The organism is Streptomyces sp. R21, from assembly GCF_041051975.1.
GTDB lineage: Bacteria > Actinomycetota > Actinomycetes > Streptomycetales > Streptomycetaceae > Streptomyces.
The window spans coordinates 2,006,018-2,028,232 of record NZ_CP163435.1; the positions used below are offsets into that span (position 1 = coordinate 2,006,018).

A 22,215-nucleotide genomic window follows, 5' to 3' on the forward strand; every position below is an offset into this window, starting at 1 on the left:
TGAACGGCGGACGGCACCCCGAAGAGGGCGCCGCCCGCCGTTGCCTCACGGAATGAGCTGGTAGTCCGGGAAGTTGCCGGGCAGCCGCTCCCCCACCGGGCCCTGGGTCACGGCGCGCACCAGCAGCTCGCCGCCGACGAAGGCGCCGCGCCAGGACGCGCCGAAGCCGCCGAAGAGTTCGTCGCGGTCGCCGCGGGAACGGGGCTTGCCGCGGCCGACCTTGAACGCGCGGATCTGCGGGGCCAGCCGGTCGTACGTCGCCTCGTCGTCGGTGGACAGGGTGGCGACGAGGGCACCGTTCGACGCGTTCATGGCGGCGAGCAGCTCGGCCTCGGTGTCGACCAGGACGATGGTGTCGACCGGACCGAAGGGCTCCGCGTGGTGCAGCGGCGAGGACGGCGGCGGGTTGAGGAGCGTGACGGGCTGGACGTACGCCGAGGTGTCCTGGCCGGGCACGAAGCGCGCGTCCGACAGCTTGCCGCGGTGCAGCGGGACGGCGCCCCGGCTGACGGCCTCGGCGACCTGGTCGTGCAGCTCCTTGGCCTTGGCCGCGTTGATCACGGGCCCGAAGTCCAGCTCGGGGAACGGGTCCTCGGGGTTCTCGACGGCGAGCGGGTGCCCGACCCGCAGGGTGCGCACGGCCGGGAGGTACGCGGCGAGGAACTCGTCGAACAGGTCGCGCTGGACCACGAAGCGCGGGTAGGCGGTGCAGCGCTGCTTGCCGTAGTCGAAGAGCTTCGGGATGACGGCCGTCAGGGTGTCCCAGTCGGTGTAGTTCCAGATGCCCCAGGTGTTGAGTCCTTCCTGTTCGAGTACGTGCCGCTTGCCGAGGTCGGCGACGGCGGTGGCCACCGCGGCGCCCGTGTCGCGGCCGCCGACGAAGGAGACACAGCCGATCTCGGGGGCGCGCACGAGCGCTTCGGACAGCTCGCCTCCGCTGCCGCTGACGAGGGTGACGGGGATCCCCTCGCGGGCGGCGAGCGCGCTGGCCAGGGTGAGACAGGCGACGCCGCCGTCGGTCGGGGTCTTGGCGATGACGGCGTTGCCGGCCAATGCCTGTACCAGCATTGCGTGAACGAGCACGCTCATCGGGTAGTTCCAGCTCGCGATGTTGGACACCGGGCCGTCGAGCGGGGTGCGCCCCTCGACCATGGGCTCGATGCCGTCGACGTACCAGCGCACGCCGTCGATCGCCCGGTCCACGTCGGCCTGCGCGAGCCGCCAGGGCTTGCCGATCTCCCAGACGAGGAGCAGGGCGAGCAGTTCCCGGTGCTCGGTGAGCGCGTCGAGGGTGGCCGCGACGCGGGCGCGGCGTTCGGCCGGGGGGACGTGGCGCCAGGCGCGGTGCTGGTCGAGCGAGGCGCGTACGGCCTGGCGGGCGGTGGCGCTGTTCAGGCGGGGCGGCCCGGCGATGGGGCTGCCGTCGACGGGGCTGGTGGCGGGCAGGGCCCGGCCGTCCGGCTGCCAGGCGGCGCCCCAGAGGTTGAGGACGCGGTCGTCCCGGAACGCCTCGGGGGCGACGGCGAGGCAGCGCTGCCAGGCGTCGGCCCAGGACGTACCGGACTTCACGACGAAGGGGGTGGAGCTGAGGGTGGATGCCATCGATGTCTCCGCTCTCGGTGCACAGTCGGGGGCGGGAGGGTGGGCCGGCTCCTGCCGACCTGCATGGTGCAGGGGGCGGCAAGAGCACGGGTCGCGTACGCACAGAGGAGGGCGTCGCGCGGGTACGGGGGAACGTAGTGATGCCCTGTTGCTCGCGGCTGTCACCCCGCGTCAACTATGAGTGACGTCACGTTCCTCATCGAGCCGCGCCAGTACCAGCTGGGCGGTCTCCGTCGGTGTACTTCCGACCTTGACGCCGATCGCCTCCAGCGCCTCCTTCTTCGCCTGCGCCGTGCCGGAGGAGCCCGACACGATCGCGCCGGCGTGTCCCATCGTCCTGCCCTCGGGCGCGGTGAATCCGGCGATATAGGCGACGACGGGCTTGGTGACGTGGTCGCGGACGTACCCGGCCGCCCGTTCCTCGGCGTCGCCGCCGATCTCCCCGATGAGCACGATGAGTTCGGTGTCGGGGTCGTCCTGGAAGGCGGCCAGGCAGTCGATGTGGGTGGTGCCGACGACGGGGTCGCCTCCGATGCCCACGCATGTCGAGAAGCCGATGTCGCGGAGTTCGTACATGAGTTGGTAGGTGAGTGTGCCCGACTTGGACACCAGTCCGATGCGACCCGGCTTGGTGATGTCGGCGGGGATGATGCCCGCGTTGGACTGTCCCGGGGTGATCAGGCCGGGGCAGTTGGGTCCGATGACGCGGGTGCCCTTCGCGGCGGCGTACGCGTGGAAGGAGACGGAGTCGTGGACCGGGATGCCCTCCGTGATGACGACCGCGAGGCCGATCCCCGCGTCGGCGGCCTCCACAACGGCCGCTTTGGCGAAGGCGGGTGGCACGAAGAGGACCGTGACGTCGGCGCCGGTGGCCGCCATGCCCTCGCGGACCGAGGCGAAGACGGGCACCGCGATGGGGGCACCTCCCAGGCCGTTCAGGCACTGGGGGACGCCGAAGTCGACACTGCGGCCGGCCTTGCGCGGGTTGACACCGCCGACGACGTCCGTGCCGGCCGCGAGCATGCGGCGGGTGTGCTTCATGCCTTCGCTGCCGGTCATGCCCTGGACGAGGACCTTGCTCTCCTTGGTGAGAAAGATGGCCATGTCCTGCTCCCTCAGCCGGCGTTGGCGAGTTGGGCGGCGCGGCGCGCGGCGCCGTCCATGGTGGTGACCTGTTCGACGAGCGGATGGGCGTGTTCTTCGAGAAGCGCTCGGCCGCGTACGGCGTTGTTGCCGTCGAGGCGGACCACGAGTGGCTTGGTCAACTGGACGGATTCCAGGGCCTGCACGATGCCGTCGGCGACCGCGTCGCAGGCCGTGATGCCGCCGAAGACGTTGACGAAGACCGATTTCACGGCCGGGTCGGAGAGGATGACGGACAGGCCGTCGGCCATGATCTGGGCGGAGGCTCCGCCGCCGATGTCGAGGAAGTTGGCGGGGCGGGCGCCGCAGCCCGCGACCACGTCGAGGGTCGACATGACCAGGCCGGCGCCGTTGCCGATGATGCCGACCTCGCCGTCCAGCTTGACGTAGTTGAGCCCCTTGGCCGCAGCCGCCGCCTCCAGCGGGTCGTCGCGTGCGGCGTCCTCGGCTCCCCAACGCGCCTGTCGGAAGCGGGCGTTGTCGTCGAGGGTGACCTTGCCGTCCAGGGCGAGGATCTGCCCCTGCGCCGTACGGACGAGGGGGTTCACCTCGACGAGGACGGCATCCTCGCGGGTGAGCACCTCCCAGAGCCGTACGAGGACGTCGACGGTCCCTGGCGGCAGTCCGGCCGTCTCGGCGATCTCCGTGGCCTTCGCCGAGGTGACGCCCTCGGCGGGATCGATCGGGATGCGGGCGACGGCCTCGGGCCTGGTCGCGGCCACCTCCTCGATGTCCATGCCGCCCTCGGCGGAGGCGATCGCGAGGAAGCGGCCGGCGGCGCGGTCGAGGACGTAGGAGACGTAGAACTCGCATCCGATGTCGACCGGTTGGGCCAGCATGACCTTGCCGACGGTGTGGCCCTTGATGTCCATGCCGAGGATCTGCCGTGCGGTCAGTTCGGTGGCGGCCGGGTCCGCGGCGAGCTTCACGCCGCCCGCCTTGCCGCGGCCGCCGGTCTTCACCTGCGCCTTGACGACGACGCGGCCGCCGAGCCTGCGGGCGATCTCACGCGCCTCCTTGGGCGAGGCCGTGACCTCGGCCTTCGGCACCAAGATGCCGTGTTCCTCGAAGAGTTGCCTTGCCTGGTGCTCGTACAGGTCCATTCCGGCTCCTGACTCAAAAGTGCCGCACGCCCCCTGGACACCACCCACTGGATGCGGGATAACAAGCTTCATACAGTATTCGTCGACTGTATGCAATGTACCGCGAGAGCGTTCCAACCCCCTACGAAGGGACAGGACTTCGCCATGCCTGACGACAGCAGCGACAAGAACCAAGCCCTCATCTCCGGTGGGCATCTGGTCGCCAAGGCACTCAAAGCGGAGGGTGTGGAGGTCATCTACACCCTGTGCGGCGGCCACATCATCGACATCTACGACGGCTGCGTCGACGAGGGCATCGAGGTCGTCGACGTCCGCCACGAACAGGTCGCCGCCCACGCCGCCGACGGTTACGCACGCATCACCGGGAAACCGGGTTGCGCGGTCGTCACGGCGGGTCCCGGTACCACCGACGCGGTGACCGGTGTCGCCAACGCCTTCCGCGCGGAGTCCCCGATGCTGCTGATCGGCGGCCAGGGGGCGCACACCCAGCACAAGATGGGGTCCCTGCAGGACCTGCCGCACGTCGACATGATGACGCCGATCACCAAGTTCGCGGCGACCGTGCCGGACACGGCGCGCGCGGCCGACATGGTGTCGATGGCGTTCCGCGAGTGCTACCACGGTGCGCCCGGCCCCTCCTTCCTGGAGATCCCACGCGACGTGCTGGACGCCAAGGTGCCGGTCGACAAGGCCCGGATCCCCGCCGCCGGCCAGTACCGCGCCTCGACCCGCTCGGCGGGTGACCCCGAGGCCATCGAGAAGCTCGCCGACCTCCTCCTGCACGCCGAGAAGCCCGCGGTCCTGCTGGGCAGTCAGGTGTGGACGACCCGGGGCACGGCAGCCGCCATCGACCTCGTCCGCACCCTCAACATCCCGGCGTACATGAACGGGGCAGGGCGCGGCACCCTGCCGCCCGGGGACCCGCACCACTTCCAGCTCTCGCGCCGGTACGCCTTCTCCAACGCCGACGTGATCGTCATCGTCGGCACGCCCTTCGACTTCCGCATGGGCTACGGCAGGCGGCTGTCGCCGGACGCGACCGTCGTGCAGATCGACCTCGACTACCGGACCGTCGGCAAGAACCGGGACATCGACCTCGGGATCGTCGGCGACGCGGGGCTGATCCTGAAGTCGGTGACCGAGGCCGCTTCCGGGCGCCTGAACGGAGGCGCGGCCCGGCGCAAGGAGTGGCTGGACGAGCTGCGCGCCGCCGAGCAGACCGCGATCGAGAAGCGGCTGCCCAGCCTGAGGTCGGACGCCTCGCCGATCCACCCCTACCGTCTGGTCAGCGAGGTCAACGACTTCCTCACCGAGGACTCGATCTACATCGGCGACGGCGGCGACATCGTCACCTTCTCCGGGCAGGTCGTGCAGCCCAAGTCACCCGGGCACTGGATGGACCCGGGCCCCCTCGGCACCCTCGGCGTCGGCATCCCCTTCGTCCTGGCGGCCAAGCAGGCACGGCCCGACAAGGAGGTCGTCGCCCTCTTCGGAGACGGCGCCTTCTCGCTGACCGGCTGGGACTTCGAGACCCTCGTCCGCTACGACCTCCCCTTCGTCGGCATCGTCGGCAACAACTCCTCGATGAACCAGATCCGTTACGGCCAGGCCGCGAAGTACGGCCTGGAGCGCGAGCGGGTCGGCAACACCCTCGGCGACGTCCACTACGACAAGTTCGCCCAGATGCTGGGGGGTTACGGCGAGGAGGTCCGCGACCCCGCCGACATCGCCCCGGCACTCCGGCGCGCCCGTGAGTCGGGCAAGCCGTCACTGATCAACGTCTGGGTCGACCCGGACGCGTACGCCCCCGGAACCATGAACCAGACGATGTACAAGTGAGGTGGCCCCGATGACAGCGACGACATCGACGACATCGACGGCAGGAACATCGACCAAGGCTCTCGAAGGCATCCGCGTCCTCGACATGACGCACGTCCAGTCCGGCCCCTCCGCGACCCAGCTGCTCGCCTGGCTCGGCGCGGACGTCGTCAAGCTGGAGGCGCCGACCGGAGACATCACGCGTGGGCAGCTGCGCGACCTCCCGGACGTCGACTCCCTCTACTTCACGATGCTCAACTGCAACAAGCGGAGCATCACCCTCAACACCAAGACCGAGCGCGGCAAGGAGATCCTCACCGACCTGATCCGGCGCTCCGACGTCATGGTCGAGAACTTCGGGCCGGGCGCGGTCGACCGCATGGGCTTCACCTGGGACCGCATCCAGGAGATCAATCCGCGGATCGTCTATGCCTCCATCAAGGGGTTCGGGGACGGCCCGTACACCAACTTCAAGGCGTACGAGGTCGTCGCGCAGGCCATGGGCGGGTCGATGTCCACCACGGGCTTCGAGGACGGGCCGCCGCTGGCGACGGGGGCCCAGATCGGGGACTCGGGCACGGGCATCCATGCCGTGGCGGGGATTCTCGCGGCGCTGTACCAGCGGGAGAACACCGGGCGCGGTCAGCGGGTCAATGTGGCCATGCAGCATGCTGTGCTCAACCTCTGCCGGGTGAAGCTGCGCGATCAGCAGCGGCTGGCCCATGGCCCGCTCCGTGAATATCCCAACGACGACTTCGGCGACGAGGTTCCCAGGTCCGGGAACGCGTCGGGCGGCGGTCAGCCGGGCTGGGCGGTCAAGTGCGCGCCCGGCGGCCCCAACGACTACGTGTACGTCATCGTGCAGCCTGTCGGCTGGAAGCCGCTCAGCGAGCTGATCGGGCGGCCCGAGCTGGCGGAGGACCCCGAGTGGGCGACTCCGGCGGCGCGGCTGCCCCAGCTCAGCAAGATGTTCCAGCTCATCGAGGAGTGGTCCTCCACGCTCCCCAAGTGGGAGGTGCTGGAGAGGCTCAACGCCCACAACATCCCGTGCGGCCCGATCCTGTCCACCAAGGAGATCATCGAGGACAAGTCGCTGGCCGCCAACGAGATGGTCGTGAAGGTGCCGCACCCCCAGCGGGGCGAGTTCACCACCGTGGGCAGTCCGCTGAAGCTCTCCGACTCCCCCGTGGACGTGACCAGTTCACCGCTGCTCGGCGAGCACAACGAAGAGGTCTACATCGGCGAGCTCGGCCTCGGCGACGAGGAACTGCGCCTGCTCAAGTCGAACGGGGTGATCTGAGTGATGGCCGAAGACCGGGTGCTGAGGGTGCGCACACTCCTCGACTCCGTACGGGCCGAGGGGCGCGCCGCGCTGACCGCGCCCGAGGGCAAGGTGATCGCCGACGCGTACGGGATCGCCGTGCCCGGTGAGGAGTTGGCCACGGACGTCGACGAGGCGGTGGCGTGCGCGGCGCGCTTCGGCGGTCCCGTCGTGATGAAGATCGTCTCCCCCGACATCCTGCACAAGACCGACGCGGGCGGCGTCGTCGTCGGCGTGGCGGGTTCGACGGACGTGCGTGCCGCGTTCTGCCGGATCGTCGAGAACGCGCGGGCGTACGACCCGAAGGCGCGCATCGACGGGGTACAGGTGCAGGAACTGCTGCCCCAGGGGCAGGAGGTCATCGTCGGGGCGGTGACGGATCCGACGTTCGGCAAGGTCGTCGCCTTCGGGCTGGGCGGTGTGCTGGTGGAGGTCCTGAAGGACGTCACCTTCCGCCTCGCCCCGGTGGACGCCGACGAGGCGCTGTCCATGCTGGACTCGATCCGCGCCGCGGAGATCCTGCGTGGGGTGCGCGGTGCGCCGGCCGTGGACCGGTGGGCGCTCGCCGAGCAGATCCGCCGGGTCTCCGAACTCGTCGCGGACTTCCCGGAGATCGCCGAAGTGGACCTCAACCCGGTGATCGCCACGCCGGAGAGCGCGATAGCGGCGGACATCCGCGTGATCCTCGCGGAGGAGGTGGTCAAGCCCCGCAGGAAGTACTCGCGGGAGGAGATCCTGACCTCGATGCGCCGGCTGATGCAGCCCTCGTCCGTGGCCGTGATCGGCGCGTCCAACGAGCAGGGCAAGATCGGCAATTCGGTGATGCGCAACCTCATCGACGGCGGCTTCGCCGGGGAGATCCATCCGGTGAACCCCAGGGCCGATGACATTCTGGGCCGCAAGGCGTACAAGAGTGTCACGGACGTTCCCGGTGAGGTGGATGTGGCGGTCTTCGCGATTCCCGCCAAGTTCGTGGCCTCGGCCCTGGAGGAGGTGGGACGCAAGGGGATCCCCAACGCCGTACTGATCCCCTCCGGGTTCGCGGAGACCGGCGAACACGCGCTCCAGGACGAGATCGTGGCCATCGCCGAACGGCACGGCGTCCGGCTGCTCGGGCCGAACATCTACGGCTACTACTCGACGTGGCAGGACCTGTGCGCCACGTTCTGCACGCCGTACGACGTCAAGGGCGGTGTCGCGCTGACCTCGCAGTCCGGTGGCATCGGGATGGCCATCCTGGGTTTCGCACGCACTACGAAGACGGGTGTTTCGGCGATCGTCGGGCTCGGCAACAAGTCGGACCTGGACGAGGACGACCTGCTCACCTGGTTCGGCGAGGACCCGCACACCGAGTGCATAGCGATGCACCTGGAGGACCTCAAGGACGGCCGCGCCTTCGTGGAGGCCGCCCGGGCGACGGTCCCCAGGAAGCCGGTCGTGGTCCTCAAGGCGGGGCGTACGGCGGCGGGTGCCAGGGCCGCCGGCTCCCACACGGGCGCACTCGCGGGCGACGACGCCGTGTACGACGACATCCTCAAGCAGGCGGGTGTCATCAGGGCGCCGGGACTGAACGACATGCTGGAGTACGCGCGCGCGTTGCCGGTCCTTCCGGCTCCCCGGGGCGACAACGTCGTGATCATCACCGGCGCGGGCGGCAGTGGCGTTCTCCTGTCGGACGCGGTGACCGACAACGGGCTGTCCCTGATGGAGATCCCGCCGGACCTGGACGCGTCCTTCAGGGAGTTCATCCCGCCCTTCGGGGCCGCGGGCAACCCGGTCGACATCACGGGCGGCGAGCCCCCGTCGACGTACGAGGCGACGATCCGTCTCGGCCTCACGGACCCGCGCATCCACGCACTCGTCCTCGGCTACTGGCACACCATCGTGACTCCTCCCATGGTCTTCGCCGAGCTCACCGCGCGCGTGGTGGCCGAGTTCCGGGAGCGCGGCATCGAGAAGCCGGTGGTGGCATCCCTCGCGGGCGACGTCGAGGTCGAGGAGGCGTGCCAGTACCTCTTCGAGCACGGGGTCGTGGCGTACCCGTACACGACCGAGAAGCCGGTGGCCGTGCTGGGTGCGAAGTACCGCTGGGCGCGGGCGGCGGGCCTGTTGGGGGGCGGTTCATGAGGTGAGTGGGGCGGGGCGGCCGACGGTGCGCGTCGGCCGCCCCGGGACCCGTGCGCACACGAAAGGCATTTGGACAGGGGGCGCTGGCCAGATCTTTCGACGCAAGGGGTGCTACGCGACATGACAACCACCGACCTACCGACATCCGTCCCCTACAGGGAGGTGACGGATCGCAACGGCCGCCTGTACCGCATCGGTGAGACCGACCGGGACATCATGGGGCGACCACGCTGGACCATGGTGCTCTTCCCATGGCTGGGCATGCTGGGCATCAGCTCCTCGGAGTACGCGTTCACGTCGGCCGAGGACACCCTGCACGACGCCCATCTCTGGGGCAGTGGGCACATCTTCTGGCTGATGGGTGTCTGGGTCTTCTTCCAGGCGGCCGTCGCCTTCCCCGCCGGGCGACTGCGCGAGAGCGGACGGCTGCCCGCGCGGTACGCCATGTTCCTCGGCGCGCTCGGCACGGTCATCGGCTATCTCTCACTCGCTTACGCGCCGCACGTGACCGTCGCGTACATCGGGTTCGGCATGTTCAGCGGCATCGGCGCCGGCCTCGTCTACGCGACCTGCGTGAACATGGTCGGCAAGTGGTATCCGGAGCGCAAGGGCGGCAAGACCGGCATGGTCAACGGCGGTTTCGCCTACGGCTCGGTGCCCTTCGTCTTCCTGTTCACCTCGTACATGGATCTGAGCAACTACCAGGGTGTCCTGGTGATGGTCGGCGTGATCTGCTGCACGGTCGTAGCCGCAGCGGGCTGGTTCTTCAAGGACCCGCCCAAGGGCTGGTGGCCCCCGCACGTCAACCCGTTGAAGGTGTCCGACGACCCGAAGATCCGGCGGGCGCTGGAGAAGAACCCGCCCGCCGTGAAGCAGTACACCCCCAAGGAGGCCGCCCGTACGCCCGTTCTGTGGATGATGTGGTTCTGTCTGCTGTGCACGGCCGGGATCAACATCTTCGGCATCGCCTTCCAGGTGCCGTTCGGCAAGGACATGGGATTCGCCGGCGGGATCGTGGCCACGGCGATGTCCCTGAAGGCCATCGTCAACGGCACCGGGCGCGGCGTGATCGGCTGGATCTCCGACCGCTCCGGCCGCCGCAACACGCTGATCATCGTGTGTCTGGTGCTGGGCTCCGCGCAGTTCGGCGTGCTGGTCTCCGGCCAGATGGGCAGCATGCCGTTCTTCCTGTTCTGCTCCATGGTCTCCGGCTTCGGCGGCGGCGCGATCTTCCCGCTGTTCGCCGCGATGACCGCCGACTACTTCGGTGAGAACAACAACGCCTCCAACTACGGCATGGTCTACAGCTCGAAGCTGATCTCGGGCCTGGTGGGCTCCGGCATGGGCGCGGTCGTCGTCGGCGCGTGGGACTACCACGGCGCCTTCGTGCTCGCGGGCTCCGTGGGCCTCGCCTCCGCCGTGCTGGCGCTGTTCCTGAAGGCACCGGGCCGCCCGAAGGCCCGGAGCATCGTCCCCAACCCGCAACCGCTCGGCGAGGAGATGGCGTGACATGACGGCTGACCCCATCGCCGCGAAGGACGCGTCGGACGGCACCGACGCCTCACTCCGCTCGCAGTCCACCTACCGCGAAGTGACCGACTCCCGAGGACGCGTCTACCGGATCGGCGAGACCGACCGGGACATCCTGGGCCACTCACGCAAGTTCATGGTCTATCTGCCGTGGCTCGCCATGATGGCCATCAGCGTCTTCGAATACGCGTATGGCTCCGCCGAGGACACCCTGTCCCACGCGCACGGCTGGACGCAGAGCAACACCTTCTGGATCCTGAGCGTCTGGGTCTTCTTCCAGGCCGGCATCGCCTTCCCGGCGGGCTGGCTGCGGGAGAAGGGCATCCTGACCGCCCGCAGGGCGATGTACGTCGGTTCGGTCATGTGCCTCATCGGCTTCCTCGCCCTGTCGCACCTGAGCAACGTACTGCTGGCCATTCTGGGCTTCGGCGTCATCGGCGGCCTCGGCTCGGGCCTGGTCTACGCGACCTGCATCAACATGGTCGGCAAGTGGTTCCCCGAGCGCCGGGGCGCCCGGACGGGTTTCGTCAACGGCGGCTTCGCGTACGGCTCCCTGCCCTTCATCTTCATCTTCAACTACGCGTTCGACACCGCCAACTACCACCGGGTCCTCGACCTCATCGGCTGCTATGTACTGGTCGTCGTGCTGTCCTGCGCGTTCTTCTTCAAGGACCCGCCGAAGAACTGGTGGCCGGCGGACGTCGACCCGCTCACCTTCGCCGGGAACAGCAAGAACGCGGCGAGCCTGGCCAAGAACCCTCCCGCGGTGAAGCAGTACACCCCGAAGGAGGCCATCAGGACCGGCGTGCTCCCGCTGATGTGGATCACGCTGGTGATGACCGCGGGCGTGTCCATCTTCGGGATCTCCTTCCAGGTCGACTTCGCCAAGGAGGTCGGCTTCGGACCGCTGGTCGCCGCGTCGTCGATGGGCATCATGGCCGTCATCAACGGCGTCGGCCGCGCGGTGGTCGGCTGGCTGTCCGACACCTGGGGCCGCAAGCCGACCCTGGTGTTCGTCATCGTCGTCCTGGGGCTCGCCCAGTTCGGTGTGATCTGGGCCGGCGACATCCGCAGCGAATGGCTCTTCCTGTTCTTCGCCTTCCTCTCCGGATTCGGCGGCGGGGCCTTCTACCCGATGTTCGCGGCCCTGACGCCGGACTACTTCGGCGAGAACTACAACGCCACCAACTACGGCCTGGTGTACAGCGGCAAGCTGATCAGCGGCCTGTTCGGGGGCGGGCTGGGATCGATGGTGGTCGCGGCCTGGGGCTACAACGGGGCGTACGCGCTGGCCGGTGGCGTCTCGATGGTGGCGGCGGCCATCGCGCTGCTGCTGAGGCAGCCGGGGCGGACCCGGGAATCCACCCCGGCTCCGCAGCCGCAGCCAGCGGGCTGAACGCGGCAATGGATCGGGCGGGCTTTCCTGCGATGCGCATCGCAGGAAAGCCCGCCCGATCCGTTGCCTGTTGCCTGTTGCCTGCTGGCTGCTGCCTCCTGGCTGCCGCCTGCTGCTAGTTGCTAGTGCGCTTCTTGCGGAGGGCCGCGAGGTTGTCGTAGCCGATCTTCGCGTGCTTCAGCGACTGCCCGGGGTCGGTGGCGCTGGGTGCGTTGTCCTGCTCGACCATCGGGTTGTGGTAGTTCCGCGCGCCGACGCGCGTGAAGAACGTGGTGTAGTCGATGACGCCGGTGCCGAACGGCACCATGTCGTACCCCATGCCGTTGGTCGTGTTGACGGTGCCGTCCTTGGCGTGGAACAGCGGATAGCGCTTGTTGTGGCAGGCGACGAGCCCGGCGGGGTCGAAGAGCTTCTCCTGGGTGGAGCCGTCGTGAGCGGTGTAGGTGTGGAACTTGTACTGGGCGACGTGCGCCCAGAAGATGTCCATCTCCAGCCAGACGACCTTGGGATCGGTGATCTTGAGGAAGTACTCCAGCTTGCGGATACCCGAGCTGCGGGTCGGGCGGCCCTGGTCGTCCAACGGCCCCCCGTCGAGCAGGAACGCGTACGCCGCGTCGTGGTTGTGGGTGTAGAGCTTAATGCCCTCGCGGCGGGCGATCTCACCGAGGGCGTTCCACTTGTCGGCAGCCACGTCCCAGTCGGCCCGGTAGGCACTGCCCGTGGGGTCGCCACCCGTGCCCATGTGGTCCATGCCGAGGATGTTGGCGATCTCCAGGTGCTTCTTGAAGGTGTCCAGGTCGGGGGCCGTGAAGGGCCAGGACGGCGGTATGAAGCCGTGGTTGCCCTGGGCCCGCAGTCCGTACGCGTCGAGCCAGGAGCGCAGCATCTTGGCGCCCTCGACGGACTCCAGGTTCGCACCGCCCGGGGCGTTGGCGTGCTGGCCGTATCCGGCGAACTCCACCTGGCGGTAGCCGAACCGCGAGAGCTGCTGGAAGACCTCGCGGAACCCGGAGGGCAGATCGGTGCCGAGCGGGTCGCGGCCCACGGCGTCGCGGACGGTGTAGAGGATGATGCCGCGCCGGTCGGCGGGAACGAGGACACTTCCGCCCTGGTCGCCGCCTCTGCTGTTGTCCTGGGCCAAGGCGGGTGAGGCGCCGAGGATGGGCGCGGCGATGGCCGCCGTCGCGGCGGCGGTGCAGGTGCTGAGGAAGCTGCGGCGGCTGAGGCCGAGGGTGCGGCGCAGGGCCTCGCCGCTTGGGGATGCGGTGGTTGCGGATTCGTCGTTGAACGCGGTCACGGTCACTCTCTTTTCGGGTCGTGTTTCGGCTCTCACACGTGCCGGGCGGTCCGGTCTGCTGCTTTTCCACAGGCCGGACGCGTTGTCAGTGGCGCGTGTTTCACTTTCCGTAATCGCTCGTCACGCCTTGTCGGTGCTCGTCATCCGAGTCCGGCCAGGCCGAGGAGCAGGGATTTCACTTCGGTGGCCGCGACGCGGCCGTCCACAGCGCGGGGGGTGGAGCAGATGATGAGCGGACCTTCGTCGTCGCTCAGGGGAAGGCGGCCGTGGCTGCCGCGAATAGGTGAGGGATCCAGCGGCACGACCGCCATGCGGTAGCGCATGCCGAGCTTCTTACGGGCGAGGGCGACGGCCGCCCTGACCTTGACGTAGGGGTCGAGGGGATCCATGAACAGCTCGACCGGGTCGTATCCGGGTTTGCGGTGGATCTCGACGAGTCGCGCGAAGTCGGGGGCGCGGTCGTCGTCGAGCCAGTAGTAGTACGTGAACCAGGCGTCCGGCTCTGCGACGGCGACGAGTTCGCCGGAGCGCGGGTGGTCGAGATGGTGGGTCTTCTTGCCCTCGTCGTCGAGGAGTTGGTCGATGCCGGGCAGCTCGGCGAGCGCCGCCTTCGTAGCCGCCAGGTCTTCTGACCGTCGCACGTAGACGTGGGCGATCTGATGGTCGGCGACCGCGAAAGCGCGTGACGCCATCGGGTCGAGGTACTCCATGCCGTCCTGCGTGTGCACTTCGAGGAGGCCGGCGCGGCGCAGGGCGCGGTTGATGTCGACGGGGCGGTCGGCTCGGGTGATGCCGTATCTCGGAGAGGGCTACGACGGTACGGCCTTCCCCCTTCGCGTCGTCGAGCAGCGGGGCCAGGGCCGTGTCGAGGTCGGCGGCGGCCCGCAGGGAGCGTGGGTCGTCGGGGCCGAAGCGCTGCAGGTCGTAGTCGAGGTGAGGGAGGTAGCAGAGGGTCAGGTCGGGGTGGCGGGTGTGGTTGATGTGACGGGTCGCGTCGATGATCCATCGGCTGGAGACGAGGTCGGCGCCGGGCCCCCAGAAGTGGAAGAGCGGGAACGTGCCGAGTTTCTCGGTGAGTTCGTCGTGCAGGGCCGGGGGCCGGGTGTAGCAGTCGGGTTCCTTGCGGCCGTCGGCGTAGTAGACGGGACGGGGAGTGACGGTGATGTCGGTGTCGGCGCCCATGGCGTACCACCAGCAGATATTGGCGACGGTGTAGCCGGGGTGCGCGCGCCGGGCGGCATCCCACAGTTTGTCGCCGGCCACCAGGCCGTTGTGCTGGCGCCACAGCAGTACGTCGCCGAGCTCGCGGAAGTACCAGCCGTTGCCGACGATGCCGTGCTCGGACGGGTGGGTGCCGGTGAGGAAGGTCGACTGGGCGGCGCAGGTGACGGCGGGCAGGACGGTGCCGAGGTGAGCGCGGGAGCCGGTCTGGCCGAGGGCTTTGAGGCGGGGCATGTGGTCGAGGAGACGGGGGGTGAGGCCGACGACGTCCAGGACGAGGAGAGGGGTGGGGCGGCCGGCTGGTGTCGGCGGTGCGCTCGGCAGCGGCGCGGGGCTGATGGGGGCGCTCATGGGAGTTCCTTCAGGCCGAGGTCCGTCAGGAGGTCGCGGGCGAGGGTGAGCTCGGCGGCGATGCCGTCGACGAGCTGGGCGCGGGCGCGCGGGCGCAGCTCGGGAGGGAGGGCCTGCCAGGTGTAGGTCTCGACCTCCAGATGGTGGGTGAGCGGGTGCGGCCCGCCGACGAGCCGGGTCAGGGCGGCCTGGAGGACCGGGAGGGTGGAAGCGAGGGGAGTCGCGGGGGCGGCGTGCAGCGGGACGTGAAAGTGGGCGCGCCAGGGGCGGGCGTCGGGCAGAGCGTCGCCCTGGAGTGCCTCGCCCAGGTCGTCGGTGCCGCGTAGGCCGGCGGCGGTGGCTGTGCGGGTCTGGTGCAGGAAGCGGGGTTCGTCGAAGGCGGCGAGGGCCGCGCGGACTTCGGGGAGATGGGGGTGTTCGGCGTGCAGGGCAGCTGAGAGCTGGGACTTGACCACGGGGACGCGGGCGCGGGCGAGCGCGTCCAGGGCGGAGTGCGGATCTTCGAAGGAGGTGGCGAGGTGGCAGGTGTCGACGCAGATGCCGATGCGTTCGTGGCCGATCGCGGTGAGCGGGGCGAGGGCGTCCCGCGTGGTCTCGACGGTGCAGCCAGGTTCCGGTTCCAGACCGATACGGATGGAGCGGCCGGTCAACTCCTGCAGGGCGTCGAGGCGTTCGCCGAGGGTTACGAGGGCGGTGCGGGCGGTCTTGGCACGCTCCTCGGTGTGCGCGGTGCGCCAGGCCAGCGGCAGGGTGGAGATGCTGCCTTCGGTGACGTCCTCGGGCAGGAGTTGGGCGAGGACGCGGGCCAGGGCGGTGGTGTGGTCGAGCCGCTCGGGGTCGGCCCAGTCCGGCTTGTACACCCGGTACTTGACCACTTCGGAGCCGAAGCCCTCATAGGGGAAGCCGTTGAGGGTGACGACTTCGAGGCCGCGGCGGTCGAGTTCGGTACGCAGGCCGCGCAGGGCGGACGGGTCGGTGACGAGGGCGCGCGCGGCGTCCTTGGCCAGCCACAGGCCGATGCCGAGACGGTCACGGCCGAGTCGTCTGCGCACGGGTTCGCAGTGGTCACGGAGTTGGGCGAGGACGCCGTCGAGGGTCTCAGCGGGATGGACGTTGGTGCAGTAGGCGAGGTGGACGGTGGAACCGTCGGGGTGCCGGAAGCGCATCGCTCACTCCCCGCCGCGCAGGATGGAGTTGCCCTCGTGGGTGGCGGGTGCGGAGGTGACGGCGGTGTTGAGGTTGAGGCGGCCGCTGAGGGCGTAGAAGGCGACGGGGTTACGCCACAGCACCTGGTCGACGGCGTCCTCGGTGAACCCTGCCGCCAGCAGGGCATCCCCGACAGCGCGGGTCTTGAGGGGGTCGCTTCTGCCCCAGTCCGCCGCCGAGTTCACCAGCACCCGCTCGGGACCGTAGGTCTGCAGGACGGCGACCATCCGTTCCTCGTCCATCTTGGTGTCCGGGTAGACGGAAAAGCCCAGCCAGCAGCCGCTGTCCTTGGCCTCCTTGACGGTGGTCTCGTTCAAATGGTCGACCAGCACGCGGCCCGCGGGCAGGGCGGATTCACGGACCACGTCCAGGGTGCGGCGCAGCCCGGCCAGCTTGTCGCGGTGCGGGGTGTGCACCAGGGCCGGCAGGCCGTGCTCGGCGGCCAGCTGCAGCTGGGCGGCCAGCGCGGTGTCCTCGGCCGGCGTCATCGCGTCGTAGCCGATCTCCCCCACCGCGACGACCTGGTCCTTGACCAGATAGCGGGGCAGGTGGTCCAGCACCGGCACACAGCGCGGGTCGTTGGCCTCCTTGGGATTGAGAGCCAGCGTGCAGTGATGGGCGATGCCGTACTGCGCGGCACGGAAGGGCTCCCAGCCCAGCAGCGAATCAAAGTAGTCCAGGAAGGAGGCGGCCGAGGTGCGCGGCTGGCCCAGCCAGAACGCCGGCTCGACCACAGCCCGCACACCCGCCGCATACATGGCCTGGTAGTCGTCGGTGGTCCGGGACGTCATATGGATGTGCGGGTCGAAGATGCGCATCAGCACTCCTTGCCGGACGTGGCGGGCCTGTCGGACGAAGTGGCGGCCGGTGCGGTCAGGGCCAGGACGCGGTACAGGTCCTCGGGCACGGGACGGCCCGCGGCGCTGCGTTCGTCGGCGTAGTCGCCGAGCATGCGGGCGAGTTCACTGTCGGCGCGGGCGCGTCGGGGCAGCTCGGCCACGGCGTCGACGGGGACGCCGGTGAACAGGCACTTGAGGACGGCGTGCCGCCAGGGGTGGGCGTCCAGGTGCTGGGCGGCGTATGGGCCGACGGCGGCGGCGACGAGCCGGGTGTCGTTGGTGCGGAGGGCGTCCTCGACGAGGGGCAGGGCGTCGGGGCCGGGTACCAGGTGGGGCAACGCATGCAGGACGGCCCGGCGTTCCGCCGCGGTGCCCTGGCGGTACACGCGGGCGAGGGTGTCCGGCTCGGCGCGGGCCGCGTGCAGGAGGAGGACACGGGCGGCGTCGGCGTGCTCGGGGCCGCACCGCCGACCGGCCTCGGCGATCCGTAGCTCCCAGGCGGAGATGGGACCGCGGGTGCCCGGGCGGTCGGCGGCCTCGTCGAGGGCCTGTTCGAGCCAGGTGCGGGCGGCTGCGTCGAGCCGGTTGGTGAGGTGGGCGTGCAGGGCGGAGAGACCGGGCGGAGTGCTCTCGTCGGCTCGATCGCCGTGGGTGTGGTTGCCGTCGGTGCGATTGCCGTGAGTGCGGTCGGCGTCGGTGCGGTTGTCGGCGGTGCGGTGGAGGTGGTTCATGGGGTTCTCCCTTTGGCGGCGTGGGGGATCGCCCCTGCCGCTCGGTGGAGGAAGGAGAGCGAGTGTTCGGCGAAGTGGGGGCCCGCGTGGGAGTGGCGGGGCAGTTCCACAACGGTCAGGGCCCGGTAGCCGGTCTCGGCCAGGGCGTGCAGGACGGGCGGGAAGTCGATCTCCCCGTCCCCGAACGGGAGGTGTTCATGGACGCCGCGGCGCATGTCCTCGATCTGCACGTGCCGCAGCCAGGGCGCGGCGGCACGTACGCAGTCGGCGAGAGGGAGGGGTTCCAGGCACTGGCAGTGCCCGATGTCCAGGGTCAGGCCGAGTGCGTCCGGGCTGCCGAGGCGCTCCCGCAGGCGGTGGAAGTCGGCGAGCGTACCGAGCAGGTGCCCAGGTTCGGGTTCGACGGCGAGGGGGATGCCTTCGGCGGTGGCTGCCTCCAGTACCGGGGTGAGTGCCTCGGCCAGGCGCTTCCACGCGGTGTCGTCGTCCGTGCCGGGCGGGGTCACCCCGCTGAAGCAGTGCACGGCATGGGCGCCGAGGTCCGCGGCGACGCGCACGGCTCGGGTCAGCAGGTCCATGCGCCGGGCGCGGTCGTCCGGGTCCGGGTCGAGGAGCGAGGGGCCGTGCTTGCGGCGCGGGTCGAGGACATAGCGGGCGCCGGTCTCCACGGTCACGCCGAGGCCGAGGGCGTCCAGCCTGCGGGCCACCTGCCGCGTGCGGGCGACGAGGTCCGGGGCGAGCGGGTCGAGGTGCATGTGGTCGAGGGTCAAACCGACGCCGTCGTAGCCGAGGTCGGCGAGGAAGGAGAGGGCGTCGGGCAGGCGGAGGTCGGTGAGGCCGTTGGTGCCGTAACCGAAGCGCAGGGAGCAAGGGGTCTGGTTGGTCTCACGGTCGACGGTCCCGCCGAGACTCGGGACGGAGTCGGGCGCGGGGCTCATGTCACGCTCACCTTCCTCGCGAAGCTGCGGGCCGCCGGGGCGAGGGCGGCCGTGAGCAGCGCGGTGGCGGGGGCGCCGGAGCGGGCGGCGAGGGCCGCCTGGAGGGGGATCAGGGCGCGGATGCCTGCGCCGACAGCGCGTTGGGTGAGTGGGGGTGACGGGTTCAGGGCGGCGTGGAAGTAGGGGCGGGCGACGGTTGCGGCGTAGGCCGCGGCGAGGGCCACGGGCAAGGTGGCTGCGGCACTGTGGGGGCCGGTCCCACGGGGCGTCAGCAGCCGGGTCAGCAGTCCGGTCGTGCCCAGGGCCGCCAAGGGGGCCAGGGATGATCCGCCCCGGGTCTCCTGGCGGGAGACGGCCGTCACCGCGAGGGTGTGGGTGGCGAGGAGTGCGGCGGAGGGGAGGGCTTCGCGGGTGCGGCCGGAGGTTGCCGCGGCGCCCAGGAGCAGGTCGAGTCCTCTGGCCGTGCCCATCGCCACCGGGCCTCCGGCGGTGTGTTTCAGGGCGAGGTCGTACGCCCAGACTGTTGCCGCGAGGGGAACAGCGACCGCGATTGCGGGGCCGCCGGCGCGGGCGGCGAGTGCCAGACCGGCCGTGGTGAGGACGCCGGCTGCGGTGAGGGCCGCAGTCGGAGCGATGCGGCCGGAGGGGAGGGGGCGGTGCGGGCGGTCCACGGTGTCCTCCTCGCGGTCCGCCCAGTCGTTGAGGGCCATGCCCGCCTCGTACAGACAGAGGGAGGAGCCGACTGCGAGAAGGGTTCGGGTGTTGGGGCGGGTCGCGACTGCGGCCGCGCCGGCGAGTGTGTCGCCGGGGACGGTGAACAGGGCCGGTAGGCGCAGGAGTTCCGCCCAGGCACGCAGAGCGGCATGAGGCGTCCCGTCCGCTCGGGGGCTCACCGGCCGTTCTCGTCGGCTCATCGGTCGCTCCCCCGTAGCCGCTGCGCGAAGCCGACGAGCGCCGCGTACTGCTCCCCCAGTGCCGAAGGTCCGTCGCCCACCGGGTCCTTGAAGTAGAAGCAGAGTTCGCTCAACGGCCCGGTGAGGCCTGCCTCGTGAGCGCGAGCGGTCAGACGCGCCAGGTCGAGGACCAGGGGCGCGGCGAGGGAGGAGTCGCAACCCTGCCAGGTGGTCTGGAGGATCATGCGGGTGCCGAGGAAGCCGTCGAAGGCGATGTGGTCCCAGGCCGTCTTCCAGTCGCCGAGGGCGGGGACGTCGTCGATGTGGACCTCGCCCTCGGGAGTCGTGCCGAGGGTGTCGGCGAGGACGCGCTCCTTGCCGGCGTTCTTCGCGGCCGCGGCGGCCGGGTCGGCGAGGGAGGCACCGTCGCCGCCGCCCAGCAGGTTGACGCCGGACCAGGCGCGCACGGCCAGGGCGCGTTGCGTGAACATCGGGCCCAGGACCGAGCGCAGCAGCGTCTGCCCCGTCTTGCCGTCACGTCCCGCGTACGGCAGTCCGCTCGCCGCCGCCGACGAGGCCAGCGCCGGGTGGTGCAGACCGGTCGACGGGGTGAAGTTCACGTATGGGCAGCCCGCGCGCAGGGCGGCCGCCGCGTAGAGGGAGCTGGCGGGGAGTTCGGTGCCGGTGGGCGCCGGTTCGGTGGAGGCGACGTTGACCACCACCGCGCGCTCCAGACCGCACCGTCGTACGAAGTCCTGGAGGTCGGCGGCGAAGGCGTCGATCAGCTCCTCCGTGTCGCGGGTGTCGCCGGGGGCCGGGCCGCCCGGTCTGATCTCCCGGTCGGCGGCGGCGAGTTCGGCGAATACGGCGGAGGGCAGGCCGGGGGGCAGAACGCCGCCGGCCGCCAGTGCCTCGGCACGCTTGGGCAGGGGGCAGTCCACGGTGTCGTGGCCGCCGAAGACGAGGGACGGCAGGGCCGGCAGGCCGCAGTCGGCGAACGCCGGTGTCTCGGTGACCATGCCCGTGGGCGGGTGCAGCCCCGCGGTCACGGCGGCGCAGCCCGCGACGGCGGTGGTGGCGACGGAGCCGCGCGCTCCGATCAGCCACACTCCCACACGAGGTTCGGAAGGGGACACGGACATGGGCAGCCTCCTTGTCGTTCGTCAGCCACGAAGCACTCTCCAGGCGCCAAGCACTCGTCAGGCACCAAGCAGTCGTCAGATACGGAGCGTTGGACAGGTACGGGGCGCTCGTCAGGTACGGAGAATTCGTCGGCCCCGGAGAAGCGGGGGGGGACGGCGGGCGGGAGTACGGCGTCTCCCGCCCGCCGCCGTTCAGTTGCCCGGCGCGGCGGAGCGCGCGGGCAGTTCCTTGATGCGAAGGTCGCGGAAGGACACCTGGTCGTCGGCTCCGTGGTTCTGGATGCCGAGGTGTCCGTCGCGCAGGCTCCGGGCCGGATCGGTGTTGGTGAAATCGTTGATCTTCACGCCGTTGAGCCAGACGCGGAGACGCTCGCCCTCCACGCGGATCTCGTACGTGTTCCACTCCCCCGGCGGGTTCAGCGCACGGTCGCGCTTCTTGAGGTCGGCGGACTGGAAGCTGTACACGGCTCCGGTGGTGCGATCGGGGGCGTCGGTCGCGTCGATCTGGATCTCGTAGCCGTTGCTCACGGCCGACCACGGGTCGTCGGAGGCCGGAAAGCCCACGAACACACCGGAGTTGTCGTCGCCGTCCATCTTCCAGTCGAGCTTCAGCGAGTAGGAGGCGAAGCCCTTGTCGGCGTACCAGAGCATCCCCAGCCCGCCGTTCGACGTCAGCGTGCCGTCGTCGCTCAGCGAGAAGGAGCCGGGCCCCGCCTGCCGCCACGCCGACAGTGATTCCGGTGTGCCGTCGAAGAGCGGGCGGTACCCGTTCTCCGGGCGGCAGTCGGCCTGTGCGGCGCCGAAGGCGTAGCGGATTCCGCCCAACAGGTGTTGCCGGAAGGCGGGTTCGGCGTAGGACTCCTTGGTGTGGCCGCCTCCGGTGTAGAAGGCGCGGCCGCCCTGGTAGGTCTGGCACCAGGCGATCGGGTGGTCGCCGTTCATGGTGCCGCCGGTGTATGACGTCTCATCGAGGGAGGCGAGGACGTGGGCTCTTTCCCGAGGGTTCGAGCGGTAGTTGTACCACTCGTCGGTGCGGTCCCAGGTTCGCGTCAGTCCCGAGGTCGCGGGGTGGGCGCGATCCTCGACGTTCACCGTGGCGGGCTGGATCGCCGGGTGCGACTGGAAGTAGGCGCCGGCGAGGCCGCCGTAGAACGCCCAGTCGTACTCGGTGTCGGCGGCGGCGTGGATACCGACGTAGCCGCCGCCGTGCCGGATGTAGCCCTCGAAGGCGGTCTGTTGAGCGGCGTCGAGGACGTCTCCCGTAGTGGAAAGGAAGACGACCGCGTCGTAGCGCCGCAGGTTCGCCGAGGTGAAGGCCGCCGCGTCCTCGGTCGCGTCGACCGTGAAGCCGCCCGTCTCACCGAGCTGCCGCAGTGCCGTGACACCGTCCGGGATGGAGTCGTGCCGGAAGCCGGCCGTCTTGGAGAGGACCAGCACCCGTTTCCCGGAGCCGTCGGACGGGTGCGACGCGGCGGGTCCCGAGACGCAGCCGAGGAGCAGGGCGGCCCCGGCAACTGCGCTTGCCATGCGGGTGGTTGAACGCATCACACACCTCCC

General features: G+C 70.2%; 16 protein-coding genes and 1 pseudogene. 5 read left to right on the top strand and 12 right to left on the bottom strand.

Annotated features, from left to right (window positions below; translation table 11 throughout):
* Positions 1-45 precede the first annotated feature (45 nt).
* From AB5J56_RS09185 to sucC, 3 genes are all read right to left on the bottom strand, one after another.
* Positions 46-1,602, bottom strand: coding sequence for an aldehyde dehydrogenase family protein (locus tag AB5J56_RS09185; RefSeq protein WP_369231852.1), 1,557 nt, complete (start codon positions 1,600-1,602; stop codon positions 46-48).
* A 171-nt stretch (positions 1,603-1,773) separates the two neighbouring features.
* Positions 1,774-2,706: a succinate--CoA ligase subunit alpha gene (gene sucD / locus AB5J56_RS09190; protein WP_369231854.1), complete on the bottom strand. Its 933-nt coding sequence runs from the start codon at positions 2,704-2,706 to the stop codon at positions 1,774-1,776.
* An 11-nt stretch (positions 2,707-2,717) separates the two neighbouring features.
* Positions 2,718-3,848, bottom strand: coding sequence for an ADP-forming succinate--CoA ligase subunit beta (sucC, locus tag AB5J56_RS09195; protein WP_369231856.1), 1,131 nt, complete (start codon positions 3,846-3,848; stop codon positions 2,718-2,720).
* A gap of 144 nt (positions 3,849-3,992) precedes the next feature.
* On the opposite strand from sucC, the gene AB5J56_RS09200 reads away from it, so the two are divergent.
* The 5 genes from AB5J56_RS09200 to AB5J56_RS09220 all read left to right on the top strand — a co-directional run bounded on the left by AB5J56_RS09200 (position 3,993) and on the right by AB5J56_RS09220 (position 12,040).
* A complete protein-coding gene (locus AB5J56_RS09200; protein WP_369231858.1) occupies positions 3,993-5,687 on the top strand; it encodes a thiamine pyrophosphate-binding protein in 1,695 nt (564 codons plus the stop codon).
* Between the two features lie 10 nt (positions 5,688-5,697).
* Positions 5,698-6,966, top strand: coding sequence for a formyl-CoA transferase (gene frc / locus AB5J56_RS09205; protein ID WP_369231860.1), 1,269 nt, complete (start codon positions 5,698-5,700; stop codon positions 6,964-6,966).
* A 3-nt stretch (positions 6,967-6,969) separates the two neighbouring features.
* On the top strand, positions 6,970-9,114 hold the full coding sequence (locus tag AB5J56_RS09210; RefSeq protein WP_369231862.1) for an acetate--CoA ligase family protein: 2,145 nt from the start codon (positions 6,970-6,972) through the stop codon (positions 9,112-9,114).
* A gap of 120 nt (positions 9,115-9,234) precedes the next feature.
* Positions 9,235-10,623 carry an OFA family MFS transporter gene (locus AB5J56_RS09215; RefSeq protein WP_369231864.1) on the top strand — a complete coding sequence of 463 codons (1,389 nt, stop codon included), beginning with the start codon at positions 9,235-9,237 and terminating at the stop codon, positions 10,621-10,623.
* Position 10,624: 1 nt separating this feature from the next.
* Entirely contained in the window at positions 10,625-12,040 is a 1,416-nt protein-coding gene (locus tag AB5J56_RS09220) for an OFA family MFS transporter (protein WP_369231866.1), read from the top strand.
* 115 nt (positions 12,041-12,155) lie between these two features.
* Here AB5J56_RS09220 and AB5J56_RS09225 read toward each other — a convergent pair whose 3' ends face one another.
* The 9 genes and pseudogenes from AB5J56_RS09225 to AB5J56_RS09265 form a co-directional block, all read right to left on the bottom strand.
* Positions 12,156-13,337 carry a sugar phosphate isomerase/epimerase family protein gene (locus AB5J56_RS09225; RefSeq protein ID WP_369231868.1) on the bottom strand — a complete coding sequence of 394 codons (1,182 nt, stop codon included), beginning with the start codon at positions 13,335-13,337 and terminating at the stop codon, positions 12,156-12,158.
* Positions 13,338-13,477: 140 nt separating this feature from the next.
* Positions 13,478-14,909 (bottom strand): annotated as a pseudogene (locus AB5J56_RS09230) (alkaline phosphatase family protein).
* Positions 14,906-16,075, bottom strand: a complete 1,170-nt coding sequence (eboE, locus tag AB5J56_RS09235) for a metabolite traffic protein EboE (RefSeq protein ID WP_369231870.1) — start codon at positions 16,073-16,075, stop codon at positions 14,906-14,908. Before eboE ends, AB5J56_RS09230 begins: the two are co-directional and overlap by 4 nt.
* Positions 16,076-16,078: 3 nt before the next feature.
* Positions 16,079-16,933, bottom strand: coding sequence for a TatD family hydrolase (locus AB5J56_RS09240; RefSeq protein WP_369231872.1), 855 nt, complete (start codon positions 16,931-16,933; stop codon positions 16,079-16,081).
* Positions 16,933-17,685, bottom strand: coding sequence for an EboA domain-containing protein (locus AB5J56_RS09245; RefSeq protein WP_369231874.1), 753 nt, complete (start codon positions 17,683-17,685; stop codon positions 16,933-16,935). Before AB5J56_RS09245 ends, AB5J56_RS09240 begins: the two co-directional genes overlap by 1 nt.
* Complete coding sequence (locus AB5J56_RS09250; RefSeq protein WP_369231876.1) at positions 17,682-18,623, bottom strand: sugar phosphate isomerase/epimerase family protein; 942 nt, start codon at positions 18,621-18,623, stop codon at positions 17,682-17,684. Before AB5J56_RS09250 ends, AB5J56_RS09245 begins: the two co-directional genes overlap by 4 nt.
* Positions 18,620-19,537, bottom strand: coding sequence for an SCO3242 family prenyltransferase (locus AB5J56_RS09255; RefSeq protein ID WP_369231878.1), 918 nt, complete (start codon positions 19,535-19,537; stop codon positions 18,620-18,622). Before AB5J56_RS09255 ends, AB5J56_RS09250 begins: the two co-directional genes overlap by 4 nt.
* A complete protein-coding gene (locus tag AB5J56_RS09260; protein ID WP_369231880.1) occupies positions 19,534-20,658 on the bottom strand; it encodes an inositol-3-phosphate synthase in 1,125 nt (374 codons plus the stop codon). Before AB5J56_RS09260 ends, AB5J56_RS09255 begins: the two co-directional genes overlap by 4 nt.
* Positions 20,659-20,850: 192 nt before the next feature.
* A complete protein-coding gene (locus AB5J56_RS09265; protein ID WP_369231882.1) occupies positions 20,851-22,203 on the bottom strand; it encodes a ThuA domain-containing protein in 1,353 nt (450 codons plus the stop codon).
* Between the last annotated feature and the right edge of the window lie 12 nt (positions 22,204-22,215).

Excerpts from the sequence above, each read along its gene's own strand:
- AB5J56_RS09265 (WP_369231882.1), bottom strand. The coding sequence starts at position 22,203 with ATGCGTTCAACCACCCGCATGGCAAGCGCAGTTGCCGGGGCCGCCCTG.
- AB5J56_RS09185 (WP_369231852.1), bottom strand. The coding sequence starts at position 1,602 with ATGGCATCCACCCTCAGCTCCACCCCCTTCGTCGTGAAGTCCGGTACG.
- sucD (WP_369231854.1), bottom strand. The coding sequence starts at position 2,706 with ATGGCCATCTTTCTCACCAAGGAGAGCAAGGTCCTCGTCCAGGGCATG.
- frc (WP_369231860.1), top strand. The coding sequence starts at position 5,698 with ATGACAGCGACGACATCGACGACATCGACGGCAGGAACATCGACCAAG.
- sucC (WP_369231856.1), bottom strand. The coding sequence starts at position 3,848 with ATGGACCTGTACGAGCACCAGGCAAGGCAACTCTTCGAGGAACACGGC.
- AB5J56_RS09200 (WP_369231858.1), top strand. The coding sequence starts at position 3,993 with ATGCCTGACGACAGCAGCGACAAGAACCAAGCCCTCATCTCCGGTGGG.
- eboE (WP_369231870.1), bottom strand. The coding sequence starts at position 16,075 with ATGCGCTTCCGGCACCCCGACGGTTCCACCGTCCACCTCGCCTACTGC.
- AB5J56_RS09245 (WP_369231874.1), bottom strand. The coding sequence starts at position 17,685 with ATGAACCACCTCCACCGCACCGCCGACAACCGCACCGACGCCGACCGC.
- AB5J56_RS09260 (WP_369231880.1), bottom strand. The coding sequence starts at position 20,658 with ATGTCCGTGTCCCCTTCCGAACCTCGTGTGGGAGTGTGGCTGATCGGA.
- AB5J56_RS09210 (WP_369231862.1), top strand. The coding sequence starts at position 6,970 with ATGGCCGAAGACCGGGTGCTGAGGGTGCGCACACTCCTCGACTCCGTA.
- AB5J56_RS09220 (WP_369231866.1), top strand. The coding sequence starts at position 10,625 with ATGACGGCTGACCCCATCGCCGCGAAGGACGCGTCGGACGGCACCGAC.
- AB5J56_RS09255 (WP_369231878.1), bottom strand. The coding sequence starts at position 19,537 with ATGAGCCGACGAGAACGGCCGGTGAGCCCCCGAGCGGACGGGACGCCT.
- AB5J56_RS09250 (WP_369231876.1), bottom strand. The coding sequence starts at position 18,623 with ATGAGCCCCGCGCCCGACTCCGTCCCGAGTCTCGGCGGGACCGTCGAC.
- AB5J56_RS09240 (WP_369231872.1), bottom strand. The coding sequence starts at position 16,933 with ATGCGCATCTTCGACCCGCACATCCATATGACGTCCCGGACCACCGAC.
- AB5J56_RS09215 (WP_369231864.1), top strand. The coding sequence starts at position 9,235 with ATGACAACCACCGACCTACCGACATCCGTCCCCTACAGGGAGGTGACG.